Annotated in this window: 22 protein-coding genes; 6 read left to right on the plus strand and 16 right to left on the minus strand. The window is 73.1% G+C overall.

The features are described from left to right. Positions 1–49: 49 nt before the first annotated feature. From C1I97_RS07920 to C1I97_RS07930, 3 genes are all read right to left on the minus strand, one after another. Positions 50–1,060 (minus strand): cytochrome d ubiquinol oxidase subunit II, encoded by a 1,011-nt coding sequence (locus C1I97_RS07920; RefSeq protein ID WP_111002508.1) that lies wholly within the window; start codon positions 1,058–1,060, stop codon positions 50–52. Between the two features lie 39 nt (positions 1,061–1,099). After that, positions 1,100–2,416: a cytochrome ubiquinol oxidase subunit I gene (locus tag C1I97_RS07925; RefSeq protein WP_111002529.1), complete on the minus strand. Its 1,317-nt coding sequence runs from the start codon at positions 2,414–2,416 to the stop codon at positions 1,100–1,102. 357 nt (positions 2,417–2,773) lie between these two features. Continuing rightward, entirely contained in the window at positions 2,774–2,995 is a 222-nt protein-coding gene (locus C1I97_RS07930) for a hypothetical protein (RefSeq protein WP_111002509.1), read from the minus strand. Positions 2,996–3,196: 201 nt separating this feature from the next. Between C1I97_RS07930 and C1I97_RS07935 the strand changes: the two genes are divergently transcribed. The 5 genes from C1I97_RS07935 to C1I97_RS07955 all read left to right on the plus strand — a co-directional run bounded on the left by C1I97_RS07935 (position 3,197) and on the right by C1I97_RS07955 (position 6,397). Next, positions 3,197–3,643, plus strand: a complete 447-nt coding sequence (locus tag C1I97_RS07935) for an ATP-binding protein (protein ID WP_111002510.1) — start codon at positions 3,197–3,199, stop codon at positions 3,641–3,643. 236 nt (positions 3,644–3,879) lie between these two features. Beyond that, positions 3,880–4,740 carry a SigB/SigF/SigG family RNA polymerase sigma factor gene (locus C1I97_RS07940; RefSeq protein WP_111002511.1) on the plus strand — a complete coding sequence of 287 codons (861 nt, stop codon included), beginning with the start codon at positions 3,880–3,882 and terminating at the stop codon, positions 4,738–4,740. Positions 4,741–4,790: 50 nt separating this feature from the next. Further along, a complete protein-coding gene (locus C1I97_RS07945) occupies positions 4,791–4,982 on the plus strand; it encodes a DUF5133 domain-containing protein (RefSeq protein ID WP_111002512.1) in 192 nt (63 codons plus the stop codon). A 118-nt stretch (positions 4,983–5,100) separates the two neighbouring features. After that, positions 5,101–5,937: a DUF1206 domain-containing protein gene (locus C1I97_RS07950; RefSeq protein WP_111002513.1), complete on the plus strand. Its 837-nt coding sequence runs from the start codon at positions 5,101–5,103 to the stop codon at positions 5,935–5,937. A 28-nt stretch (positions 5,938–5,965) separates the two neighbouring features. Then, a complete protein-coding gene (locus tag C1I97_RS07955; RefSeq protein ID WP_111002514.1) occupies positions 5,966–6,397 on the plus strand; it encodes a hypothetical protein in 432 nt (143 codons plus the stop codon). A gap of 105 nt (positions 6,398–6,502) precedes the next feature. On the opposite strand, the gene C1I97_RS07960 is transcribed toward C1I97_RS07955, so the two are convergent. From C1I97_RS07960 to C1I97_RS08010, 11 genes are all read right to left on the minus strand, one after another. After that, positions 6,503–8,767, minus strand: coding sequence for an FUSC family protein (locus C1I97_RS07960; RefSeq protein WP_111002515.1), 2,265 nt, complete (start codon positions 8,765–8,767; stop codon positions 6,503–6,505). A gap of 101 nt (positions 8,768–8,868) precedes the next feature. Then, entirely contained in the window at positions 8,869–10,242 is a 1,374-nt protein-coding gene (locus tag C1I97_RS07965; protein ID WP_111002516.1) for an NAD(P)/FAD-dependent oxidoreductase, read from the minus strand. A 177-nt stretch (positions 10,243–10,419) separates the two neighbouring features. After that, positions 10,420–12,204: a PP2C family protein-serine/threonine phosphatase gene (locus tag C1I97_RS07970; RefSeq protein WP_111002517.1), complete on the minus strand. Its 1,785-nt coding sequence runs from the start codon at positions 12,202–12,204 to the stop codon at positions 10,420–10,422. Then, on the minus strand, positions 12,201–13,268 hold the full coding sequence (locus C1I97_RS07975) for an ATP-binding SpoIIE family protein phosphatase (RefSeq protein ID WP_111002518.1): 1,068 nt from the start codon (positions 13,266–13,268) through the stop codon (positions 12,201–12,203). Before C1I97_RS07975 ends, C1I97_RS07970 begins: the two co-directional genes overlap by 4 nt. After that, positions 13,268–13,708: an anti-sigma regulatory factor gene (locus tag C1I97_RS07980; protein ID WP_111002519.1), complete on the minus strand. Its 441-nt coding sequence runs from the start codon at positions 13,706–13,708 to the stop codon at positions 13,268–13,270. The genes C1I97_RS07975 and C1I97_RS07980 overlap by 1 nt, the downstream gene beginning before the upstream one ends. Beyond that, the gene (locus tag C1I97_RS07985; RefSeq protein WP_111002520.1) at positions 13,708–14,127 is read right to left on the minus strand and encodes an STAS domain-containing protein; all 420 of its coding nucleotides are present in this window, start codon (positions 14,125–14,127) and stop codon (positions 13,708–13,710) included. Before C1I97_RS07985 ends, C1I97_RS07980 begins: the two co-directional genes overlap by 1 nt. After that, a complete protein-coding gene (locus C1I97_RS07990) occupies positions 14,124–15,023 on the minus strand; it encodes an STAS domain-containing protein (RefSeq protein WP_111002521.1) in 900 nt (299 codons plus the stop codon). The genes C1I97_RS07985 and C1I97_RS07990 overlap by 4 nt, the downstream gene beginning before the upstream one ends. A gap of 311 nt (positions 15,024–15,334) precedes the next feature. Next, positions 15,335–15,736 carry an STAS domain-containing protein gene (locus tag C1I97_RS07995; protein WP_111002522.1) on the minus strand — a complete coding sequence of 134 codons (402 nt, stop codon included), beginning with the start codon at positions 15,734–15,736 and terminating at the stop codon, positions 15,335–15,337. 190 nt (positions 15,737–15,926) lie between these two features. Further along, complete coding sequence (locus C1I97_RS08000; RefSeq protein ID WP_111002523.1) at positions 15,927–16,811, minus strand: SDR family oxidoreductase; 885 nt, start codon at positions 16,809–16,811, stop codon at positions 15,927–15,929. 113 nt (positions 16,812–16,924) lie between these two features. Continuing rightward, positions 16,925–19,324 carry a SpoIIE family protein phosphatase gene (locus tag C1I97_RS08005; RefSeq protein WP_111002524.1) on the minus strand — a complete coding sequence of 800 codons (2,400 nt, stop codon included), beginning with the start codon at positions 19,322–19,324 and terminating at the stop codon, positions 16,925–16,927. 36 nt (positions 19,325–19,360) lie between these two features. After that, positions 19,361–23,641, minus strand: a complete 4,281-nt coding sequence (locus C1I97_RS08010; protein WP_111002525.1) for a HAMP domain-containing protein — start codon at positions 23,639–23,641, stop codon at positions 19,361–19,363. 276 nt (positions 23,642–23,917) lie between these two features. Here C1I97_RS08010 and C1I97_RS08015 point away from each other — a divergent pair, with 276 nt between their 5' ends. Continuing rightward, entirely contained in the window at positions 23,918–24,289 is a 372-nt protein-coding gene (locus C1I97_RS08015; RefSeq protein ID WP_111002526.1) for a PRC-barrel domain containing protein, read from the plus strand. 25 nt (positions 24,290–24,314) lie between these two features. Here C1I97_RS08015 and C1I97_RS08020 read toward each other — a convergent pair whose 3' ends face one another. Beyond that, positions 24,315–24,749 carry an ATP-binding protein gene (locus tag C1I97_RS08020; protein ID WP_111002527.1) on the minus strand — a complete coding sequence of 145 codons (435 nt, stop codon included), beginning with the start codon at positions 24,747–24,749 and terminating at the stop codon, positions 24,315–24,317. A gap of 163 nt (positions 24,750–24,912) precedes the next feature. Beyond that, positions 24,913–25,245, minus strand: coding sequence for a hypothetical protein (locus C1I97_RS08025; protein ID WP_111002528.1), 333 nt, complete (start codon positions 25,243–25,245; stop codon positions 24,913–24,915). Positions 25,246–25,442: the final 197 nt, after the last annotated feature.

Consider the following 25,442-nt stretch of genomic DNA (forward strand, 5'->3'; position numbering starts at 1 on the left):
TCTCTCTCCCTCCTCCCCTCCCTCCCCTTCTCTCCTTCTCTCCTTCCTCTCACTGCGGCGAGGGATGTTTCGGTGCCCCGCGCTGGAAGGTGGCGTACAGCAGCCACAGCGAGGGCACCAGCAGCACCGCGCCGACGCCCAGCGAGGCGAGGACCGCCGTCAGTACGGAGCCGTGCGCCGCGGCCTGGGCCACCGTGGTGTTGCCGACCAGCATGGCCGGGTACTGGGCCGCGCCCCACGCCCACAGGATCGCGGCGACCGCCACGGCGGCGGCCCCGCGGGCCGTCACGAAGCGGCGGCGGGCCAGCAGGGCGAGGCCGGCCAGGCCCGCCACCGCGCTGAGGAGCACCAGGGGCAGCGCCCGGTGGGTCAGCCCGTGGAACAGCTGCGGGGCGTCCGCGTGCAGCACCCCGATGCCCGCCAGCGCCACGACACCGGCCGCCACCCCGCTGATCACGGCGTCGCGGGCGAAGGCCGAGGCCAGCTCGGGCCGCCCCTCCCGGTCCGCGTCGGCGCACAGGTACACCGCGGCCAGGTGCGCGCAGGTCACCACCGCCAGCACCCCGCCCAGCAGCGAGGTCGGGTTGAGCCAGCCGGTGACCACATCGCCCCGGGCGAGCCCGGGCGGGACGCGCCCGGAGGCGACCCCGCCCGCGACCGTGCCGAGGAAGAACGGCGTGAGCAGCGACGACAGCGCGAAGCACGCCCCGAACAGCCGCTGCTGCCACAGCTCGGTGCTGGCCTTGCGGAAGGCGAAGGCGGCGCCCCGCGCGATGATGCCGAGGGCCGCCAGGGTCAGCGGGATGTACAGCGTGGACATCACCGCGGCGAACACCGGCGAGAACGCCGACCACAGCATCACGACCACGAAGATCAGCCACACGTGGTTGGCCTCCCACACCGGCCCGATGCTGTGCTCGATCAGCCGGCGCCGCTCCCGCCCGCGCTCGGCCCCGCCGGCCAGCAGGTCCCACACCCCGGCGCCGAAGTCGGCCCCGCCGAAGAGGGCGTAACAGGTCAGGCCCACCCACATCACGGCGAGCGCCGCGTTCGCGAGCACGGGCACCTCCAAGGGGCGGTAGGGCGGGGAGCGGAGGCCTCACACGACGGGGTACCGTGCGACGTCCCCCTCCTGGGGAGCCTGCGGCACCGGAGTGCCCCGGGCCAGGCGGCGCAGGACGTACACGGTCGCCACGGTCATGGCGGCGTACACCGCCAGCACCAGCCACAGCCCCGTCATCAGTCCCGGAGCGGGGTTGACGGCGTCCCGTACGCTCATCACGCCGTACACGATCCACGGCTGTCGGCCCAGTTCGGTCACGCTCCAGCCGCACTCCAGCGCCACCACCGCGGCCGGGCCGGTGAGCGCGGCCAGTGCCAGGAACAGGCGGGGCGTGGACAGTTCGCCGCCGGTGCGGCGGCGGTGCCACCACTGCCAGAGCAGCCATACGCCCATCAGCAGCAGGAAGAAGCCGGCGGCGACCATCAGGTCGAAGGCCCAGTGCACCCCGGTGACCGGCGGCCGCAGAGCGGGCGGCACGAGGTCCAGGCCCTTCACGACGGTGCCGGGGGAGTAGCCGACCAGCAGGGACAGGCCGTTGGGGATCTCCAGGCCGTACTTCAGTCCGTGGTCGCCCGACACCCCGCCGAGAGTCAGCGGGACGTGCGAGCCGGTCCGGTACACGCCCTCGGCCGCGGCGAGCTTGGCCGGCTGGTAGCCGGACAGGAAGCGCGCCGCCCAGTCGCCCACGACGATCTGGAACGGCGCCACGATCGCGCCCAGCGTGAACGGGAGGAGGAACCCCGCCCGGTGGTAGGCGTCGCGGCGCCCGCGCAGCAGGGCCACCGCGTACACGGCGGCGGTCAGGAACGAGGCCACCATGAAGGCCGCGAGGATCATGTGCACGGTCTGCGGGGGACTGGCCGGATTGAGCATCGCCGCCCACGGGTCGACGTGGACGACCCTGCCGTCGCGCAGGGTGAAGCCGCGCGGCTGGTTCATCCAGGCGTTGGCGCACACCACGAAGAACGCCGACACGGTGCCCGCGATCACGATGGGGATACCGGTGAGCAGATGGCGGCGGGGCGGCAGCCGGTCCCAGGCGTACAGGTAGATGCCGAGGAAGATCGCCTCGAGGAAGAAGGCGATGCCCTCCAGGGCGAACGGCAGCCCGATCACCTGGCCGAACCTGCCCATCAGCCCCGGCCACAGCAGCCCCATCTCGAAGCTGAGGATGGTCCCGGAGACGGCGCCCACCGCGAACAGCACGCCCATCGCACGTGCCCAGCGGCGGGCCAGCAGCCGGTGCGCCGGATCGCCGGTGCGGATGCCGTACCACTCGGCCAGCAGCGTCAGCGCCGGCAGCCCGACGCCGAGGCAGGCCACGATGATGTGCCAGGCGAGCGAGAAACCCATCTGCGCCCGCGCCGCCGCCAGGTCGCCCTCCGACACCCGGCGGGCCGCTTCCACGGCGAGCACTCCTGGGCCGAAGAGCACAGTGCGTATCACGAGATGCGCCAGTACCCGGATGAAACGGGATGAATCAGCGCCTGGCGTACAGAAAAGCGGACAGAAAACACGGGGGAGCGAAGGGGCATGAAAAAGCCCTGGCTGGACGGGGGAAACCAGCCAGGGCCGTATGCGGCGGCGTACCGGGGGACACCTCGGGTCGACCCCGTCGCCGCGTATGGATGAACCGTAAACCACCTCGGCCCGGTTCACGCAGCCGGGGCCCGCCCACGTGATCGGACTCACTCCCCGGCAAAGGCCGGATCAGTCCTGTTCGGCACGCCTGCCCGGGGTGAGGATCTCGTCCAGTACCCGCAGCACGGTCTCGTACGTCACGGCCCGCACGGCCGCCTCGCGCGCGGCGTCCGGATCGGTCGCCCCGAGAGTGGCGCGGCGGTCCCGCCATCGGTGCTCCTCCTCCACCGCACAGGCCCTGGCGCGCTGGATGCGCCGCAACAGCTCGTCTGAGTCCACGACTTCGGTCATGTTCTCCCCCTACCCGCTCGGCGCACTGTGATGACCGCCCCGTGCGCCGCCGATGCGGAGAGCCGGGAGGTGCGGCGGAGATCCGGGAGGTTTGGCGGGGCCCGCGGAGGCCAGTCGGACGGGGAGGACCTGCGACGCCGTACCGGCGCGGGTCTCCCGCCCGGTCCGGCTTCCTTCTTCGGTATCCAGGGAGCGAGGAGAATGTGTGAAAAACACCGGACCACCCCCGTCGTCGAGGTGCCGTGCGCCGCGGACGGCCCCGGGCAGTCCCGGCCGTGCCGGCCCGCCGACGCCCGCCGGGCGGTCGAACGCGCGATCGACGCATGCTGTCGCGCGCGCCGCACCCCGTGTGACGCGCACGCCGTCTCCGACGCCCGGCTCGTCGCCTCGGAGCTCACGAGCAACGCGATCCTGCACGGCGGCGGCGTGACCGGATTCCACGTCGACCTCGTCGGGCGCGGTGTGCGGGTCTGCGTGAGCGACCGCAGCGACCGGCTGCCGGTGGTCCGGCCGCCGGTGGACCGCGAGGGACGGCGCCGGGTCGGCGGGCGGGGCTGGCCGATCGTGTGCCGGCTGGCCCGCGAGGTCCAGGTCTGCGACCTGCCCTCCGGCGGCAAGTGCATCAGCGCCGTGGTGCCGCTGCCCTGAGCCGCCCCTCCCCGGCCGCCCACCGCGGGCGGCCCCACGGTGCTTGCCCGGTGCAAAGAATTACGGGAAGCGGAGTTTGTCCCTTCCGCCGTCGGGCAGACGAAACCTCGTGCTTCGGACCGGAGGCGCGTCAGCGGGAGCGACACTGCTGCTCCGGTAGGCCCTCCGGGTGGCCGGACAGCATCACACCTTCCGCGGTAAGTCCCTGGAACCCTCATGTTCAGGAGCGATTCCGCATGCTCATCGACAGGTCGACAAGCCGTGCCGACACCCCCGAGGACCAGGCCGCACCCGCCCGGCGGCCGCACGACGACGCCCCCGACACCGCCGCCCTCTTCAGGCGCCTGGCCGCTTTGGAGGACGGGCCGGACCGGGAGGCCGTCCGCGACGAACTCGTGACCGCGTGGCTGCCCATGGCCCACCGCATCGCCGGCCGCTTCCGCGACCGCGGCGAGTCGGTCGAGGACCTGCGGCAGGTGGCGGCACTGGGCCTGGTCAAGGCCATCGACCGGTTCGACCCGGACCGCGGGGCCTTCGAGAGTTACGCCGTGCCGACCATCACCGGCGAGGTCAAGCGCCACTTCCGGGACCGGATGTGGGCGCTCCGGGTGCCGCGCCGGGTGCAGGAACTGCGCAACAAGGTGCGCGTGGCACGCCGTGAGCTCACCCAGAACCCCGGCAGCCCCGAGCCCTCGGTCGCCGCGATCGCCGCGCACACCGGGCTGACCGAGGAGGAGGTCAACACCGGCATGGAGGCCCTCGACAGCTTCAGCACCCTCTCCCTGGACGCCGAGATGTCCACCGGCGACGGGTACAGCCTCGTGGACACCCTCGGTGCCTCGGACTCCTCGTTCGACGTCGTGGTCGACCGGGAGTCCGCCAAGGAAGGACTGCGCAGGCTTCCCGAACGCGAACGCGCCATTCTCTACATGCGCTTCTTTGAGGACATGACACAAAGCCGCATCGCGGACCGGCTCGGCATCTCCCAGATGCACGTCTCCCGGCTCATCAGCCGCAGCTGCGCCCGCGTACGCAACGAGGTGCTGGCCGAGCGGGCCGGCCGCCGCGGAGGCGGGCCGCGACCGGCGGCCATCTGACCGCTGACGACCGACGACCGACGATCGACGACCCAGGAGGGTGATACCGAGTGCTGAAGCCGCACCCCGAGTTCCTGCGTAAGCTCCTCGCCGACTACGAGACGGCGCCGGCCGAGAGTACGCGGGCGCAGGACCTGGCGTACACGCTGTGCGTGTCGACCGGAACCCGCGACGTGAACCTCGCCCTGCAGACGGCCCACCGCATGCTCACGTCCTCCGGGACCACCCCGCTGGCGGCCTGACGGACGCCCGGAGGGACACCCACCGGCACGAGCTGCCCGTACGCGCGCCTGACGCGCGTACGGGCAGCTCGTGTATGGAGGGCGGGCACCCGGGGCATCCGGATGGCCGGAGGTGGAAATGGACACGAGTGCCTTGGCCCGCCCCGGGCGGACACGGATCCGGCGGGCCGCGCAGGGCTCGGTGACCGAGGGGGCCGCGCGGGCGGGGCTGGTCGCGCAGGGGATGATCTACCTGCTGGTGGGCGTGCTGGCACTGCGGATCGCCTTCGGCGACGGCACGCAGCAGGCGGACCGCAGCGGCGCCCTCGCCGCGCTCGGGGCCGAACCGTTCGGCGCCGTGCTGCTGTGGGCGCTGGGCATCGGGCTGTCCGGCATGGCGGTGTGGCAGCTGTCCCAGGCGGTGTGGGGCGCCACGGGCCCGGACGGCCGCAAGCCCCGCAAACGGCTGGCCTCACTGGTCCGCTGCGCCTTCTACGTCTGCGTGGCCTGGTCCGTTCTGTGCTTCGCGGCGGGCTCCGGCGGCGGCAGCCGGTCCAGCGACGCGCAGTCCCGTGACCTGACGGCCCGGGCCATGGACGTGCCCGCCGGCCGGTGGCTGGTCGGCGTGGTGGGGATCGGGATCGTCGTGGCGGGTGGGTGGATCGGCGCGCAGGCGCTGCGGCGCCGCTACCACGAGGAACTCAAGCCGGGCGCGATGTCGCCGAGGATACGGCGCCTGGTGGACGTGGCCGGAGTCGGCGGGGGCGTCGCCCGGGCCCTGGTGTTCGCCGCGGCGGGGGTCTTCGTGGTGCGGGCCGCCGTCGAGCACCGGCCCGAGCAGACCAAGGGGCTGGACGACACCCTGCGTTCCTTCGCCGACGCCCCGTTCGGACCCTGGCTGCTGGCACTGGTCGCGGCCGGTTTCGTGCTCTTCGGCCTGTTCTCCTTCGCCCTGGCCCGCTGGCGCCGGGTCTGAGCCCGCCCGTGCGGGGAACACGGAGCAGATGAACGATGACGAGCTTTCGCCCGACGGCAGGGCCGTGGAGGTGTACCTCGACCTGCTCCGCGTCCGGATGCCCGAGGAGGACTACGAGCTGTTGCTGGGCGTCGTCGACCCCGTTCTGCGGGCGATCGAGGAACAGGGCGTGCCCTCCGCGGACCTCCCGCTGGAGGGCGCCCACGCGCAGGGCCTGCCCCAGGAGATACGCGACGAGGCCGCCCTGGTCATCGCCACCGCGGTCACCGGCCGACTGGACAACGAGCTGGTCGTCCTCGACATCGAGGAGACCGGCCCGGTCCGGGTGGTCACCGACGCGGCGACCGCCGCCGACCCGGCACGCCTGACCGAGATCGCCGACTACATCCGCGACCGCCACCAGGAGACCGAGGAACTGCGGGGAATCGCCGAGGCCAGCGACATGCCCACCGACTTCTGACCGCACCACCCGTATCACCCGCACCACCCCACGGCCCGCCCCGTCGGAACACGTCCCGTCAGAACGCACCGACCCGCACCGGCCCGGTACGCGGCCCGGTGCGGGTCACCGCGTGGGTTTCGACACCGGAACGTCCAGGGGGCGGGCCAGGCCCACCACCGCCTCGTCCAGGCGTTGCAGATGCCGCAGCACCCGGTCGGTGACGCGGCCGTACCGGGGGGTGCCGGGGGTTCCCCCCGAGTCCAGCAGGGAGGCGATGCTCGGGCCCCGTTCGACCTCGGTGGTGGCGTGCTCGTCGGCCAGGTGGGCGCTGATCGTCGCGATGTTGCGGGTGATCCGGGCGCAGGCCCGGCGCAGCCGGGGGTCCGCGGCGATCGACGGGTGGGCGGGCAGCAGCTCGGCGGTCGCCGCCAGCGACCTGGCGTGGTAGGCACAGGTCTCCAGGAGCGCCACGACGTACTGGACGGTACTGCGCCGCGCCCGCATCGGCGTGATCGGATGCGTCAGCGGCTGGGTGGCCCCCCGCAGATCGCCGAGCGCCTTGTCCAGGTCGCGCGCCCGGTCGAGCAGATCGACCGCCGGCCCGCCGCTGAGCTGTCCGACGGCGGCGTCGGCGGCGTCGGCCAGCCGCTCCAGCACCGTGACGAGCAGTTCGTCCGTACGGCGGTCGGTGTGCACCGGCAGCACCAGCGCCGCCGCGACGATCCCGCAGGCCGCCCCGAGCGCCGTCTCCTGCACGCGCAGCACCAGCGCCGCCGCGCTGTACGTGTGCAGCAGGGTGTACAGCAGCCCCAGCGCCGCGGTGACGAAGAAGGACATCAGCGTGTACGACAGCGGAGCCGTGTAGAACATCAGGAAGACGAACACCAGCACCAGGCCCAGCGCCGACCACGTGTACGGCCCGACCAGCCCCGCCAGCACGATGCCGGCCACCACGCCGAGCACGGTGCCCACCAGCCGGCGGTAGCCCTTGACCAGGATCTCGCCCGTGGAGGAGGTGTTGATGAAGACGATCCAGCAGGTCAGCACCGCCCAGTACCAGCGCTGGCTGGAGAGGAACTCGCCGCCGACGATGGCCAGCGCCGAACCCACCGAGACCTGCACGGCCGCGCGCGTGGTGGGCCGCTCCAGCCCGGTCGGGGCCTGCTCCTCCCGTTCGGCCTCCTCGGCACCCGCGATGGCGGCGTTCTCGGCGTCCAGCTCTTCACGGGAGCGGACCGTCGCGGGCGCGTCGTCGGACTCGTCCTGCGGCTCGTCCAGGGCGATCCTCAGGCCCAGCACCGCGCGGGCGGCCTCGCCGATGCCGCGGAAGACGTCCTGCACGGCCGGCGAGGCGGGCGGCAGGTTCTCCTCGTCGCGGTAGCCCAGGAGCCGGTTGCGCACATGGGACACGGCGGTCCCGCCGCCCTCCCCGACGGGCCGCAGCACGAGCATCGCCAGCGCCCGCAGGTCGCGGCGCAGCGTCTTGGTCGCGTCGCCCCGCACCGGCAGCCGGCCGCTCGAGGGGACGGGCGCGCCGGGCAGGTGGAGGGTGAGAGTGTCCGTCCGTTCGGCGCTGCGGGCGTTCAGCACGAGCAGCCCCAGCCGCTCGGCGGCGAGTTCGGCGTCCGCGATCCGCCGCTGCACCAGCCGGGCCACGGCCTCGTCGGAGGTGCCCTCCTGAAGCCGGGACTGGATCATCATGGCCGTGTCGTGCAGCCGGGCCGTGCCCTCGCGCACCGCCTCCAGGACCTTCTCCACCTCGTCCGGGCCGGCGTCCAGCAGCTCCAGATGGGCGTCCACCAACTGGGCCAGACGCACCCGGAACGCCTCGCGCAGCCGCTGCAGGACGCCCGCCGGAGTCTCGTACACGATCACGAAACGGACCAGCGCGCTGCAGGCGAACGCGACCGCGACGACGCCGTACAGCCCGGGCAGCGCCGGCACCTTGGCGCCGACGAACAACGACATGAAGTAGACCTGGAAGCCGATCAGCCCCAGCGCGTTGCCCCGGTCGCCGAACCGGCGGCTGTAGACGGCGCAGAAGATCAGGGCGACGAAGAAGACGTCCCCGGCCACGACGTACGGGCTGAGCAGTGCGCCCAGTGACAGGGAGACCAGCGCCACCGGGAAGCCGAGGGCGAGTGTGACGGCCTGCCGCCGGCGCTGCTTCTCGCGGATGGCGAAGGTGGCCACCATCGACGACAGCGCCCCGGCCACCAGATGTGTCACGGGCACGCCGAGCACGCCGAGCACGGCCAGCGTCAGCGCCAGCGCGCCCGCCGTCCGCGACCCCGCCGCCAGCCTCAGCAGGCCGGGATCGAACGCCGCGGCACGATCCCGCAGCCGCACCCAGACCGGCACCTGTGCTGCTCCCACGCCGCCGTACACTCCCGTTCCGCGTCATGATCCGCTCGCCCAGCATGGCACGCCGCGGCCGGACCGCTCCGGCACGGCCCGGCCGTCCCCGGCGGGACGGGTCCCGCGCGGTGTCACAGCTGCCCGGAGTGCTCCCGCGCGACGTACTCCCGCACCTGGTCGGGTGTCATGTATGTGTCCGTGTATTCGAAGTCCTTCAGCTTGGCGGGCCTGCGGGCCTGGAATCCGGTGCGGACGAAGTCGTCCCCGGCGACCGCGTTGAGCAGCCAGCTCGTCGCGACCCTGGTCTTGGCGACGTTGGTGCGCAGCGCCCCCAGGTGATAGCCGCGGGTCACCGCCTGGGCGGGCAGTCCGTGCAGCTCCAGGCCCAGCGGCCTGGCGACCGCGTCCTTGCCGCCGAGGTCGACGACCAGGCCCAGGTCCTTGTGCTCGTACGGCCGCATGGGCTGGTTGCGCAGGGTCGCGATGAGGTTCTCGGCGACCCGCTTGCCCTGCCGCGTGGCGTGCTGCGCGGTCGGCGGGCAGACGGCTCCGTCGCCCTTGGCCAGGTCCGGGACGGCCGCGGAGTCGCCGAGCGCGAACACCCCGTCGTAGCCGGGCAGGCACATCTCGGCGGTCACCGCGAGGCGCCCCTTGACCGTGTCCGCGCCGAGCGTGGCGATCAGCGGGCTCGCCACCACGCCCGCGGTCCAGATCAGCGTGCGGGTGGGGATCACCCGGCCGTCGGTGAAGGTGACCTCCTCCGGGCCGGCCTTGGCGATGGACACCCCCAGGGAGATCTCGATGCCCCGGCGGCGCAGGTCCTCCTGGGCGCTGCGGCCCAGCTTCTCGCCCAGCTCCGGCATCAGCCTGGGCGCGATGTCGATCAGGTGCCACTTGATCAGCGACGGGTCCAGCCTGGGGTAGCGCTGGACGGCGGCGTGCGTCAGGCGCTGCAGGCAGGCGGCGGTCTCGGTGCCGGCGTACCCGCCGCCGACCACCACGAACTGCAGCCGCGAGACGCGCTCCGCCGGATCGTCGCTGGCGTCGGCCAGGTCCAGCTGGGAGATGACGTGGTCGCGGATGTAGGCGGCCTCGGCGAGCGTCTTCATGCCGAAGGCGTGGTCCGTCAGGCCCGGGATGTCGAAGGTCCGGGTGACGCTGCCGGGGGCCAGCACGATGTAGTCGTACGGCTCGTCGACGACGCGGTCGGTGATGGTGCGGATGACGCAGACCTTGGACCTCAGGTCCACGCCGATGGCCCCGCCCGGAATGATCCGGGTGCGGTACTTCGTGCTGCGGCGCAGGGAGAGGGCGACCGACTGGGGCGTCAGCACCCCTGAGGCGACCTGGGGCAGCAGCGGCAGATAGAGCTGGTAGGAGAACGGCGTCACCAGGGTGATCTCGGCCTCGCCGGGGGAGAGCCTGCGCTCCAGACGGCGGACGCACTCCACGCCGGCGAAGCCTGCGCCGACCACCAGGATCCTGGGTCGTGTCACGGTGTTCATCCCTTCTGCGGCCCTCGGGCGGTCACGTCTGACGTGATGCGACTGCCCTGGGTCGCCGCTTTCGCACCTTCGGTCCCACCGTGCCGCCGGTCGCCCTCCGGCACGGTCGTCCTCCACGGGTTCCCAAGATCGGGCGCGGTATCGCGCTCACGGGTGTCCCGGTCCTCTCCCGGCGGATCAGGGGCGCCGGCGGGAGGCGGCCCCGGACAGGGGCAGTGCGGCGGGTGGTCCGGCCGTACCGGCGACGTGCGACAGCAGCAGGCACACGTCGTCGTCGCGTTCGGAGTCGCTCAGCAGGGGATCCAGGATGCGGTCGGCCGAACCCTCCAGGTCGGTGTCCAGCTCTTCGGGGCCGAACGAGCCGAGCGCCGCCGCGAGCCGCTGGATGCCCGGGTCTATGCCCCATGCCCGCCGCTCCACCAGGCCGTCGGTGTAGAGCGCCAGCGTCGAGCCGGGGGCCAGGCGGACGGTGTGGTCGCCGATCTCCTGGTGCAGCGGGATGCCGAGCATGGCGCCGGGTTTGGCGTCCAGGATCCGCACCCGGCCGTCCGGCAGGCGCAGCACGGGCGGCGGATGCCCCGCCGAGGCCCAGGTGAGCGTGGGGTCGCCGGGGCGGAAGCGGGCGATGACCGCGGTGGCGTACAGGTCGGGCTGCAGATGGTGCAGGAACATGTGCAGCCGGGTCAGCAGCTGGCCGGGGCTGCCGCCGTCGACCGCGTAGGCGCGCAGCGCGGTGCGCAGCTGGCTCATCATCACGGCCGCGTGCAGCCCGTGCCCGGTGACGTCGCCGATGACGGTGATCAGGCTGCCGTCGGGCTGCCGGAAGGCGTCGTACCAGTCCCCGCCGATGTTCAGCCCGTGCGTGGCCGGCAGATAGCGCGCCGCCAGGGCCAGGCCCGGGGTGGCGGGCAGGTCGGTGAGCAGCGCGCGCTGCAGCGTCTCGGCGATGTCGCGGTTGTGCTCGAAGCGGCGCGCGTTGTCGAGGGCGATGCCGGCCCGGCGGGTCAGCTCGATCAGCATCACGGCGTCGTCCGGGTCCCAGCGCTCCCCGGACGGCGACAGCGTCAACACCCCCAGCGGCGCCCGCCGGGAGAGCAGCGGGATGCACAGCAGCGGCCGCTTCGGGTTCAGCGCGGACGGCGGCTGGTCGTCGACGCCCGGCAGATGGCCGGGGTGGCCGGCCGCGTACTGCGGGCGCCCGGTGCGGGCCGCGAGCACGGCGGCCGCCGGATGCGGCACGGACCCGTGCCGGTCGTCCTCCTGGTCGAACAGCCATACGTCGAGGCTCTCGGCGTACCGGGGGACCAGCAGGTCCGGCAGCCGGCGCACGATCTCCTCGTGGTTGAGCGAGGCGTTCAGCGCGGCGCTGGCGTCCGCGAGGAACGTCAGTCTGCGCCGGGCGTCCTCCGCCTCGGTGCGCGCCTTGCGCTCGGCGGCGAACGCCTCGCGCTGCGCCCGCCCGGCCGCGTCCAGTTCGGCGTGCAGTGCCAGGACGCCCTGGTTGGTCTGGTGCAGTTCCTCCCGGTGGAAGGCGACCAGCTCCTCCTGCTCGGCGAGCTTCTCCAGGGTCAGCGTGGTGTCCTCGTCGGCGCCCAGCAGCGCCTCGGCCAGGACGGCCGGGTCGTCCGGTACGTCGGCGTCCGGCAGCCCGCCGTCCGGCACCTGTCCGGTCTCGGGGCAGGCGACGGAGGTTCGCCAGGGCGGTTCCCCGGCGGCGCTCGCCTCCCGGTCGGGGGTCAGCGTCAGATGCAGGAGCCCCTCGCCGTCGCCGGGCGCCGGGCCCTGGAGGACGAGCCGCCAGGTGCCGCCCTTGGTCAGGCACTGGCGCAGCCGGGCGCTGAGGTCCGCGGCCAGCCGGGCACGGTCGAGCGCGAGCACGCCGCAGGCGGTGGCCAGGCGTGCGACGGCGATACGGGCCCGCGCCGCGTCGGTGACGGTGCTGATCTGCCACGTACGCATCATGGGCGCCCTGCCGGGGCGGTGGTCAGTACGGCCACGGCGGTGTCGTCCCGTACCGGGCGGGCGGAGCTGCTGGCGTCCCGGACGGTCACGGCGGCCGTCACCGCCGGGTCGGCGGCGTGCGCGTCCGGCTCGGACGGCGGGGTCCAGCGGCTCGGCAGGCCGTCGCTGTGCAGGATCAGCAGGCTGTCGGCGGTCCAGTCCGCCCGCGTCTCGGGCAGCCTCGCGGGCCGGTGCGCGCCGACGATACCCGGCCGGGACAACAGGTGACGCCAGGTGCCGCCCTCGCGCAGCCGCGCCCCGACGTTGCCGACGCCGCAGAAGTACAGCCGTCCGGTGCCCAGGTCGAGCTGGGCCAGGGCGACGGCCGCGCCCCGGGTGCCGCGCAGCGCATCGTCGAGCCGGCAAAGCAGCTCCGCCGGGGCGAGGTGGGCGGCGCCGCGCAGTGTCTCGACCGCCGCGGAGGAGGCGTGGGCGGCCTGGGGGCCGTGCCCCAGACCGTCGGCCAGCATCAGGGTGAGCCGGCTCCCGGCCCGCACCCACGTCCAGGCGTCGCCCGAGTGGTCCGCGCCCCCGAAGGGGATGTTGATCCCGCCCGCCCGCGCGGGGGCCGCCGGCTCCCGGGCCACGGCCCCGGCACGCCGGCCGGCGGCGCCGATCCGGGCCAGCGCCACCGTGCCCCGGCCGGGCGCGCTGTGCAGGTGGAAGTCGTCGGCGACCCGCCGGCAGGTGCCGAGGCCGGCACCGAGCGACCGGGTCGTGGAGAAGCCGTCGCGCAGCGCGGCGGCGACATCGGCGATGCCCGGCCCGTGGTCGACCGCCGCCACCTGCACCACCGGCGTCTGCTCCCCGCCTTCGCGCGGCGCGGGCGGCGGGACGACGTCGATGAGGACCTGGCCGCCCTCCGCGTGCTTGAGCAGGTTGGTGGCGAGCTCGGTCGCCACCAGGGCGGCGGCGGCGGTACGCGGCCCGTCCAGGCCGGCCAGCGCGGCCGCGCCCTCCGCGGCGACCCGGGCGTCGCGCACCCGGGTCGAGTCGTGCACCGGTACGTCCCACACGCGCGGCATCAGGTCGCCTCCCGCGGGTGCGGGGGCCGCGAGGCCCAGGACGTCACGGTGACGGTGGTGCCGGCGCCGGGGGCGCTGTCGAGGGCGAAGTCGTGCACCAGGCGCCGGGCGCCGCCCAGACCCATGCCCAGCCCGTCGCCGGAGGTGTAGCCGTCGCTCAGCGCCCGCTCCAGGTCCGCGATGCCCGGCCCCTCGTCGCTGAAGGTCAGCCGCAGCCCGTGCACCCGTCCGCTGACCACGTGCGCCGCCTCCATCCGCCCGCCCCCGCCGTGCACCAGGGTGTTGCGGGCCAGTTCACTGGCCGCGGTGACCAGCTTCGTCTGGTCCACCAGGCCGAAGCCGAGCTGGGCGGCCGCCTGGCGCACGTGCTGGCGCACCCATACCAGGTCCATGTCGGAGCGGATCGGCAAGCAGGCCTGAACGCCCGCCGCGATGTCCATCATGGGCTCCCCGGGCGTGTGCCGCCGGGGCGGAGCACCGGGTCCGTCGCGCCGAGCAGCCGCAGGGCGTCCTCGGTGGTCAGCGCCGTACGCAGCCCGGGCAGTGTCAGCCCCAGCTCCACCAGGGTGATCGCCACCGCGGGCCGCATCCCGGCCACCACGGTCTGCGCGGCGAGCAGCCGCGCCTTGGCCGCGATCTCGGCCAGCACCCGGCCGAGGAAGGAGTCGACGATCTCCACACCGGAGATGTTGATCACCACACCGGTGGCCCGGTTGCCGGTGATGGCCTCGCCGATGTCCTGCAGGAGCTGTTCGGCCATGTGGTCGTGCAGGTCTCCCTGGAGAGTGACCAGGAGTACGTCGCCGAGCCGGAGCACCGGCACATGTCCCGCGGCGGGCCGGGAGAAGCCGTCGGTCACCGCTCACCCGTTCCGTCGGCCGGCGGTGCGACGATGCCTACGCCCAGCTTGCGCAGGGCGTAGGCCAGGGCGTCGGCGAGGGACGCGCGGGTGACCACCGTGCCCAGGTCCAGGCCCAGGTGGACGATGGTCTGCGCGATGGCCGGACGGATGCCGGAGACCACGCACTCCGCGCCCATCAGCCGGGCGGCGGCGACCGTCTTCATCAGGTGCTGGGCCACCAGCGAGTCGACCGTCGGCACTCCGGTGATGTCCAGGATCGCGAAGCGTGCCCGCTGCTCGACGACCGCCTCCAGCAGGGTCTCCATCACGACCTGGCTGCGGGCGCTGTCCAGCGTCCCGATCAGCGGTACGGCCACGACGCCGTCCCACAGCTTGATCACGGGCGTGGCGACCTCCAGCAGCTGCATCCGCTGCCGGTCGATGAGGGCCTGGCCCTCGTTGAGCGCGGTCTCCATGACCACCAGCCGCAGGGTGCCCATCAGCACCGTCAGGAGACTCATGCACTCCCGCAGCAGCTCCGCCGGGGCGTCCGGGAGGTCGGCGAGCAGCAGGTCGAGCACCGGCGGACGCAGGGCGTCCACGTCGATGGACACCTGCGAGGGGGTCAGGCCCGTACGGGTGCGTGCGGCCCCCATCCTGGACAACTGCTCGCGCACCACCAGGAACCCGCCGGCCTCCGGGTCCGCCGCCCGGCCCAAGGCGGCCACCTGGGCCAGGGCGTCGACGACGACCCGGCCCGCTTCCACCGCCTCGTCCCGGGAGACGGTGAACACGGTCCGGAAGAGGGTCTCGTCGGCCCAGCGCTGGGCGATCTGCTCCCGGCGGTGGTGCAGGAAGTCCCCGACCTCCCGAGCCGGCGAACCCTGCTGCCCTACCGCTTCCTGCTCCGGCACCCTGTTCAACTCCTCAATCACGTTCCCCGCCGCCGGCCGGCCGCAGGCCGGGGCACGGCGGCATGCCCCTTGCCGGGCGACCACTGTAGTCGCGGGCCCACCTCGGACGACACCGCGTCCGCGGGCTCCGGACCCGTGCTCGCACGGCGGCCGGGCAGGCGTGTGCGCCCTGGCCGGCGGCGGCCGCCAGGGCACGGCCACCGGGTGACGCCCAGCGGTCACGAATGTGTTCACGATGTCGTCGGTCCCGGTGACCCGGCCCGCGGCGGCGGAAGAGGGCCGCCCGGCGGCCCGGCTCCTGCCCGGCCCGCTCAGCCCTGCCGCTCCTCGTTCTCCTCCGGCCCCTCCGGCTGCTGGTCCACCAGGGCGAGCGCGTCGTCGACGGTCTTGGAGACCGGGACCGTGATGCTGACGCCCGTGAGGTCGAGGATCCGGCGCACGGCCGGGGTGGGGGCGATGATGTGCACGCTGCCCGGCAGGTCGCGGGCCTCCTGGTACACGCGCAGGATGATGTTCATGCCGGAGGAGTCCATGAAGGGCACGCCGGAGAGCTCGAGCAGGAAGTGCCGCCGGCCGTGGTGGAGCTGGTTGGCCAGATGGGCCTGCAGCTCCGTCGCGGTGTCGACGTCCAGATAGCCCTCGACCGTGAGGAGGGCTGCGTCCTCCCTGGGCAGGGTGACCTCGACGGACAGCGGGTTCTGGGCAATGGGCACAAGGACCTCCAACAAGAGCCGACGGCGAGTGCTGGTTACCCCCGTCGGCGACTTCGATGCACACCGGTTTTGTGATCGAATTCTCACAACCGCCGCCGGTGGTGACCGTACTGCGCCCCGCGCCTACCCCCGAACCGAAGGCTCATGCCCGCTCGGGGTCGCGCCGCGGGCGGGAAGGTGACGAAGGACCCTAGGGCAGCGGCGTACCCCCGGTGGCGTTGAGCACCTCGGCCGTGATGAAGCTCGCCCGCTGCGAGGCGAGGAAGACGTACGCCGGCGCCATCTCGGCCGGCTGGGCGGGCCGCCCGAGCGGCGCCTGCTTGCCGAACTCCCTGGTGTCCGGCAGCGTCGCGGGGATCAGCGGCGTCCACACCGGCCCCGGAGCGACGGCGTTGACGCGGATCCCGTCCGACGCCACCATCTGCGCCAGCCCCTGGGTGAACGTGACGATCCCGCCCTTGGTCATGGCGTAGTCCAGCAGGTGCGGACTCGGTTTGTACGCCTGCACGGACGTGGTGTTGATGATCGAGGCCCCGGCGCCCATGTGCGGCAGCGACATCCTGCACAGCCAGAACATGCCGTACAGGTTGGTGCGCACCACCCGGTCGAACTGCTCGGTGGAGATGGCGCCGATGCCGTCCGGCTGGGACATCTGGTACGCCGCGTTGTTGACCAGCACGTCGATGCGGCCGAACTCCGCGACCGTACGGTCCACCAGCTCCCGGCACTGCCGCTCCTCACGGATGTCGCAGGCGACCGGCACCGCCGTGCGTCCGGCCTCCTCGACCAGCCGGGCGGTCTCCCGGGCCTCCTTCTCCTCCTCCGGCAGATGGGTGAACACCACGTCGGCGCCCTCGCGGGCGAAGGCGATCGCCACGGCCCGGCCGATGCCCGAGTCGCCGCCGGTCAGCAGGGTCTTGCGGTCGGTGAGCAGACCGCTGCCCCGGTACGACTCCTCCCCGTGGTCCGGCGGCGGGTCCATCGGCCCGGTCCAGCCCGGGTGCTCCTGGTCCTGCTGCGGGAACTCCGGCCGCGGATGCCGGGTCGTCGGGTCCTGTGGGCGGTCGTCGGCCATGGTGCACCTCCGTGGGTACGCCCGTGATCGGCGGGCGTGTGTGCGTGCGTCGCGTCCAAGTGCCCCGGCCCGCGCGACACACACCCGGCATCCGCCCGGCGGTCCGGTCCGGCCTACCCGACCCGGATGCCCACGATGCAGGTGTCGTCGTCCGTGTCCGACCTGCTGTAGGTCAGCAGGCGGTCCAGTTGCTGGTCGAGGGCCCTGGGCGCGCTGCTGGCCGTGGTGAGCAGGTGGGTCAGCGACTCCTCCACGGAGCGGTCCCGGCGCTCGATCAGGCCGTCGGTGTACATCAGCAGCGTGTCCTCCGGCGCGCACTGCACCTCGGCCTCCTCGTAGACGGCCTCCGGTACGGCGCCCAGCAGCAGGCCCTTGACCAGCGGAAGCGCCGCCGCCTCCCGGCCGCGGACCACCACCGGTGGCAGATGACCCGCCCGCGCCCAGCGCAGCGTGCGCCGCCCGGGGTCGTACAGCGCGCAGACCGCGGTCGCGGTGACGGCACCGGTCAGGTGGTGCGCCACGATGTTCAGCCACGACAGCAGCTGGCCCGGCCCGGCACCGGTCACGGCGAGCCCCCGCAGCGCGTTGCGCAGCACCACCATGCTGGTCGCGGCCTCGATGCCGTGGCCGGCCACGTCGCCCACGCACAGCAGCACCAGCCCGGAGGGCAGCACCACGGCGTCGTACCAGTCGCCGCCCACCAGCTGCTCGGTCTCCGCCGGCCGGTAGCGCACGGCGACCTCCAGGCCCGGCACCCGCAGCGGCGCCTGGGCCGGCGGCATGATGGCGTGCTGCAGCTGCAGGGTCAGCCGGTTGCGTTCGGTCGCCTGCTGTTCGGTGTGGGCCAGCTGGTCCCGGGTGGCGGCGAGCGCCACCTCCGTCCAGTGCTGGGCGGAGATGTCCTGGTAGGCCCCGCGGACGACGAACAGGCGGCCGTCGGCGTCCAGCACCGGCTCGGCGACCACCCGGATGTGCCGGGTCACCCCGTCGGGCCGCTGCAGCCGGAAGGCGGCCGAGGCCGGCCGGCGGTGGTGCAGCAGGGTGCGCAGGAACCGGCCGATGGCCACGGCGTCGTCCGGGTGCGCGTGCGCCTGCAGGTCCTCCAGCGGCACCGGGCTGCTCGTCGGGGCGCGGCCGTAGAGGTGGAACAGCTCGTCGTTCCAGGTGATCTCACCCGTCAGCAGGTTCTCCTCGAACCCGCCGATCCGGCCCAGCCGCTGCGCGTGCTGGAGCAGGCTGGCCAGCCGGGCCGTCTCGTCCTCGATGCGCCAGATCAGCAGCACGCTGTTGCCGTGCCGGCTGATGCTGATGTCCGCGACCGCCGACAGCGGCACCTGGTCCACCAGCGCGGTCAGCTGCATGCGGCGCGCCCGGAACGGCTCACCGGTGGCGTACACCCGCTCCACCCGCTGGAACAGCTCGCTCTTCCCGGCGGACATCGGGTAGGCCTCGAGGAGCGTCGCCCCGCTGACCACCGCGCGCGGCCGGCCGGCCGGGTCGAGGAAGCGGCTGTTGACGTGCTGGATGCGGAAGTCCACCAGCTGTCCCGAGCCGTCGATGTACGGCACCAGCACCAGCGCCGGGTCGTGCAGCCCGTCGGCCAGGTCCATCAGTTCGGCCGCGTCCGGCAGCACCCGCGGCTCCTGGCCCGGGTCCTGGCGCGGCGTGTACGTCTCCAGGGTGTGCGCGCACAGCTCGGCCAGGGCCTCCACCTGGCGCACGACCTGCGGCGGCTGCGGGGCGAGCGGCCCCGGCCAGGCGATCTCCAGCACGCCGTGGATACGGCCCCCGGTGCCGGCGGGCACCGCCACCCGGCCGCCGTCCGGGTGCAGGTGCCGGCCGATGGTGGGCAGACCGGTCTCGGCGAGCGAGGCGAACCACTGGCCCGTGCGCTCGGTGAGCCCCCGGCGGCCCACCGTGGCCACCTCCGGCGGCACGTACCGCCAGCGGGCGGCCTCGGCCGGGGAGAAACCGGCGCTGCCGGCCAGGGTGAGCGAGCCGTCGGCGTCCGCCGCCCAGACCGCCACCGCCACCGCGCCGAGCGGGTGCAGCGCGTGCTGCAGCAGGGAGTCGGCGACGGCCTGGGTGTCGTCCGCGGCCAGCGCTCCGCTCTCCGCGGCGCGCAGCCGTACGGCCGAGTCGCGCTCGAAGGCTCCCGTCGCGGCGGCCAGGAAGGCGTCGGTGACCTCGGCCACCCGGTCGCGGGCGGCCTGGTTGATGACCTCCACCGCGAACTCCAGCGGCGTCACCCCGGCCTGCTCGGTCAGCTCCGCCAGCTGCCGGGCGGCCTGCGCCGGACCGCAGCCCAGGCGCTCGACCAGGATGCCCTTGGCCAGCTCGATCAGGGCCCGGCCCTCGGCCTCCGCCTGCGCCGTGCGGACCTCGTGGCGCAGCCGCTCCACCGTCGCGGCCAGTCTGCCGACGGGAGAGGTCGGGGAGACGCCCGCCAGGTCCAGCGGCTCCGGGCGCGGCCCGGCGGCGGCCGGCTCGTGTGGCTGCTCGGTCGTGCTCACGATGCGAAAGCTCCTCGGCTGGACGACGACGCGCGCTCACACGCTCAGCCAGCGCCGGACGCAGGCGATCAGGTCATGGGTGTCGACGGGCTTGGTGACGTAGTCGCTCGCACCCGAGGACAGGGACTTCTCCCGGTCTCCCGGCATCGCCTTGGCGGTGACGGCGATGATGGGCAGCTCCGCGTACCGCGGCAGCTTGCGGATCTCCGCCGTGGCCGTGTACCCGTCCATCTCCGGCATCATCACGTCCATCAGCACCAGCGCGATGTCGGGATGGGCGAGCAGCGTCTCGATGCCCTTGCGTCCGTTCTCCGCGTGCAGCACCCGGAAGCCGTACATCTCCAGCATCCCGCTGAGCGCGAACAGATTGCGCGCGTCGTCGTCGACGACGAGGACGGTACGGCCCCGGAAGGTGTTGTCGACGGGCGGCGCGAGGTCCTGCGGGTCCTCGGACCGGACCAGGGACAGCACGTCCCCGGGCTCCTCCGCCGACAGGTGCAGGGCGATGCGTTCGCGCAGCTCGTCCAGGCTGGACAGGAACTCCAGGGAGCCGTCGTCCGTGTGCGAGCGCAGCGCCTCCGCCCGGGCCACGTCCGGGCGGTGACCGCTGTGCACGAGCACCGGTACGCCGGTCAGCCCCGAGTCGCCCTGGAGCGCCCGCAGGAACCGGGACGCCTCGCCCTCGGGCATGTCCAGGTCGAGGACCACGCAGTGGCACGGTTCGGCGGCCAGCGCACCCGCCGCCTCCTGCGCCCCCACGGCGGTGATGACGTCCACCGCGGGCAGCCGGCCGCCGTCGTCCGGGCTGTGCCGGGCCAGGTCCGCGACCACGCTCTCGGCGACCAGGGTCAGCAGACCGCGCGCCCGCTCCTCCACGACCAGCAGCCGGCGCCGCCGCTGCCCGGCCGCCGGGCCCGCGGGCTGCGACACGGCGGCCGGGGCGGCCGTGGCCGCGGAGACGAGCTCGGCCGGCTCCCTCTGCGGGGAGTGGCCGGTGCCGAGCAGCTGCTCGAAGTCGGGCCGGGCCACGGGCAGGAAGAGCGTGAAGGTGCTGCCCCGGCCGGGCGCGCTGTCCACGGCGACACCGCCGCCGAGCAGATGGGCGATCTCCCGCGTGATGGAGAGACCGAGGCCGGTTCCGCCGTACTTGCGGCTGGTGGTGCCGTCCGCCTGCTGGAAGGCGCCGAAGATCGACTCCAGGTGCTGCTCCGGGATGCCGATGCCGGTGTCCCTGACCCGGAACGCCACGACGGCGCCGCCCCGGAGGACCCCCTGGGGCACCTCGTCGTCCGCCGCGGGTTCGATGCACAGCTCGACGCCGCCCTGCTCGGTGAACTTCACCGCGTTGGACAGCAGGTTGCGCAGGATCTGACGCAGCCGGGACTCGTCGGTGAGCAGGTCGACGGGCGCGCCCGCCGCGGTGCTCACCTCGAACTCCAGGCCCTTCTGGGTCGTCATCGGCCGGAAGGTGGCCTCGACGTACTCGATGAGCCGGCGCAGCGACACCCGCTCGGGAGTGATGTCCATCTTGCCGGCCTCGACCTTCGACAGGTCGAGGATGTCGTTGATCAGCTGCAGCAGATCGCTGCCCGCGGAGTGGATGATGCCCGCGTACTCCACCTGCTTGGGAGTGAGGTTGCGCGAGGGGTTCTGGGCGAGCAGCTGGGCGAGGATGAGCAGGCTGTTCAGCGGGGTGCGCAGCTCGTGGCTCATGTTCGCCAGGAACTCCGACTTGTACTTCGAGGCCAGCGACAACTGCTGGGCGCGGGTCTCGAGCTCCTGCCGGGCCTGTTCGATCTGCAGGTTCTTCGCCTCGATGTCGCGGTTCTGCGCCGCCAGCAGCGAGGCCTTCTCCTCCAGTTCGGCGTTGGAGTGCTGCAGTTCCTCCTGCTGGGCCTGCAACTCGGCGGAGCGGGCCTGGAGTTCGGCCGTCAGCCGCTGCGACTCGTCCAGCAGCTCGTCGGTCCGGGCGTTGGCCAGGATCGTGTTGACGTTGACCCCGATGGCCTCCCGCAACTGCTCCAGGAAATCCCGGTGGACCGGCTTGAACGGGGTGACCGCCGCCAGCTCGATCACACCGAGGACCTGGTCCTCGAACAGGATCGGCAGCAGGACCAGCGCGGCCGGCACGGCCTCGCCGAGGCCGGAGGAGATGGTGACGTAGCCCTGGGGCAGCTCGTCGACCGTGATGGTACGGCGGCTGCGCGCGGCCTGGCCGACCAGGGAGCGGCCGATGGAGAAACGGGTGGGGCGGGTGTCGTCGTCGGGGCGGCCGTAGGAACCGACGAGCCGCAGCTCCGCTCCGCGCTCGCCCTCCTCGGCGAGGTAGAAGGCGCCGTACTGGGCCGACACCAGGGGAGTGAGCTCCTCCATGATCAGCTCCGCCACGACGGGCAGGTCGCGGTGGCCCTGCATCAGGCCGGTGATCCGCGCCAGGTTGGTCTTGAGCCAGTCCTGCTCCTGGTTGGCCCGGGTGGTCTCACGCAGGGACCCCACCATGGAGTTGATGTTGTCCTTGAGCTCGGCGACCTCGCCGGAGGCCTCGACGGTGATCGACCGGGTCAGGTCGCCCTCGGCCACGGCGCTGGCCACCTCGGCGATCGCCCGCACCTGGCGGGTGAGGTTGCCGGCCAGCTCGTTGACGTTCTTCGTCAGCCGCTTCCAGGTGCCCGAGACGCCCTCCACCTCGGCCTGGCCGCCGAGGCGTCCTTCGGTGCCGACCTCGCGGGCGACGCGGGTGACCTCGTCGGCGAAGGCGGAGAGCTGGTCGACCATCGTGTTGATGGTCGTCTTCAGCTCCAGGATCTCCCCGCGGGCGTCCACGTCGATCTTCTTCGACAGGTCGCCCCGGGCCACCGCGGTCGTCACCAGCGCGATGTTGCGCACCTGGCCGGTGAGGTTGTTCGCCATCGAGTTGACGTTGTCGGTGAGGTCCTTCCAGGTGCCCGAGACGCCCTTGACGTCGGCCTGGCCGCCGAGGCGTCCTTCGGTGCCGACCTCGCGGGCGACGCGGGTGACCTCGTCGGCGAACGCGGACAGCGTGTCGACCATCGTGTTGATCACGTCGGCGAGAGCGGCGACCTCGCCCTCGGCCTCGACCGTGATCTTGCGGGACAGGTCGCCCCGGGCCACGGCGGTGGCGACCTGCGCGATGGAGCGGACCTGACCGGTCAGGTTCGACGCCATCACGTTGACGTTGTCGGTGAGGTCCTTCCAGGTGCCCGAGACGCCCTTGACGTCGGCCTGGCCGCCGAGGCGTCCTTCGGTGCCGACCTCGCGGGCGACGCGGGTGACCTCGTCGGCGAAGGCGGAGAGCTGGTCGACCATCGTGTTCATGGTGTTCTTCAGCTCCAGGATCTCGCCGCGCGCGTCGACGGTGATCTTCTGGGAGAGGTCGCCCTCGGCGACCGCCGTCGCCACCTGGGCGACGTTGCGGACCTGGCCGGTGAGGTTGCCGGCCATCGAGTTCACCGAGTCGGTGAGGTCCCGCCAGGTGCCCTTGACGCCCTTGACGTCGGCCTGGCCGCCGAGGCGTCCTTCGGTGCCGACCTCGCGGGCGACGCGGGTGACCTCGTCGGCGAAGGCGGAGAGCTGGTCGACCATCGTGTTGATGGTGTTCTTCAGCTCCAGGATCTCGCCGCGCGCGTCGACGGTGATCTTCTGGGAGAGGTCGCCCTTGGCGACCGCGGTCGTCACCTGGGCGACGTTGCGGACCTGGTTGGTCAGGTTGCCCGCCATGAAGTTCACCGAGTCGGTGAGGTCCCGCCACACGCCGGCGACACCGGGCACCTTCGCCTGGCCGCCGAGGCGTCCTTCGGTGCCGACCTCGCGGGCGACGCGGGTGACCTCGTCGGCGAAGGCCGAGAGCTGGTCGACCATCGTGTTGACGGTCTCCTTCAGCTGCAGGATCTCGCCGCGCGCCGGCACGTCGATCTTCTGGGAGAGGTCGCCCTTGGCCACCGCCGTCGCCACCTGGGCGATGTCACGGACCTGGGTGGTCAGGTTGCCCGCCATGGCGTTGACCGAGTCGGTCAGGTCGGCCCAGGTCCCGGACACGCCGGGCACCTCCGCCTGCCCGCCGAGCGTCCCCTCGGTGCCGACCTCCCGGGCCACCCGGGTGACCTCCGAGGTGAACACGGACAGCTGGTCGACCATGCCGTTGAACACGGTCGCGATGTCGCCCATGAGTCCGTCGGCGTCCTCGGGCAGACGCGTGCCGAAGTCGCCGTCCCGTACGGCCGTCAGGCCCGCCAGGAGCTGCCTCAGCTCCTGGTCGCCCGGAACGGTGTCGACGGCCTCGGTCCTGTCGCTGGTCATGCGTACCCTCGTCCCCGCTCCCCAGGGAGTCCTCGGCGGTGAGGACCCGTCAGCCTCGTCGGTCCGTGGCGGACCCGCACGTCGTACCGGTGTTTCCGCATGTCACGGATCTGCGCGATGACAAAATTCGTGGCAGGGTAACCCACTCGGGCGGCACCGGACAAAACCTGCGCCCATGGCCCCGCTCTCCCCCGGCGGAAGCCGCCGCCGCGCCGAATGCGACTGTCCCGGCAGGGTAGTTGCTGCTGTGAGAGCCGACGGAGTGGAAGGAGCACTGTGACCATCGACATCATCTGGTCGTATCCGCCGCGGGTCGGTCCTGCCGAGGGGCTGGACCTGACCGGCTTCACCGTCGTCGCCGCCGACGGCACGATCGGCCATGTGGACAGGGAGGCCGACCCCTTCGGGATGCGGCATCTGGTGGTGGACACCGGGGTGTGGGTGTTCGGCCGGAGCGTGCTGGTGCCGGTGGGCGTGGTGACCGGCATCGACCTGGAGGAGCGGCGCATATCGGTGGCCTGCTCCAGGGGTGAGATCAAGGCGGCGCCGCGTTTCAGGACCGACAGCGAGACGAGGGACCAGGACTATCTGACGCGCGTGGGGGACTACTACCACCGGCTTCCGCCCCGCGAGCCGAGCACGGCCTGACGGCGGGCGGGACGTCGTCCCGCCGTCACCAGGGCAGGAAGACGTGCACGTCCTTGCCGCGGTCGTGCACGACCACGCTGACCTGGTCGCACAGGGTGTGCACCAGGTGCCAGCCGATACCGCCGCCGCCCCGGCTGGGATGGAACGGGCGCGGGGCCGGCGGCGTGATGCTGGTGTCGCTCAGCGTGACGTGCACCCCGTCGAAGGTCCGGCGCATCCGCAGTTCGAAGGGGCCCGGCGCGTACTGCACCGCGTTCGCCGCGAGTTCCGTGACGACCAGCAGGATGTCGTCCCAGTGCTCCGGCGCCGCCGGCAGCGAGGCCCGCGCGAGGTCGTCGAGGAACTCCTCCGCCGCGAGGCGCGCACCCGTCACGTGGTGCAGCTCACCCGCGAAGCGGGCCGTGCGGCTTGGAATCCCCTCGGTAGCCAGTGTGTCGTCCCAACGCGGCTCGGTTGCCATCTCGCCTTCCCGGCCCGGCCTGAGCAGGGCGTCGTCCTTTCCTTCCCATCCGTCCCACTGTCTTGTTCCCGGGCGCGCAGAGCCTACGCGTCCCCATCCACCCGCAAGGGACGCCCCGGCGCCGGAAAGGGTTCCAGTACCGCGCGGGCACCTGCCCCGGGCGTCAGGCGGCCGCTCTGCCGGTGCATATACGGGGGTCGTGGATCGTGCCGTGGGACTCCCAGGCGGGCAGGCAGCAGGCTTCGTAGAGGTCCTGCCAGGCGCGGGCCGTGGGGGAGCCGTTCTCCGGCACCCCCGCCGTACGGATGGCACGGACGGTGAGGAGACGGCGGTGGGAGCGGCCCGCGCGGGTCGCCGCGGCGAGCAGGAGCAGGAACGCCACGGTCAGGACGGCGGCGGGCTCGCGCAGGCGGCCGGCGATGCTCCACGCGTCCACCGCGCCCACGGCGACGGCCAGCAGGACCCAGAGGAGTTGGCGGCGGAGGTGGTGCGTCATGGCGGAGCTCCTTCGCGCGGATCGGCGACACGGGTTCATCCCTCCACCTGCGACGAACCGGCGGATGTAAACCCGCGCGGCCCGGATGCTCGACCGAGGACCGCCCAGGGCGCGCCGTGGCCGATCGCCGGCAGGGCCGTCGGGGGCAGTGGGCCGGCGATGCTCAGGATCGGTTTGGGCTGGGTCCGGAAGGGGGG

Source organism: Streptomyces sp. NTH33, from assembly GCF_003236365.1.
Lineage (GTDB): Bacteria > Actinomycetota > Actinomycetes > Streptomycetales > Streptomycetaceae > Streptomyces.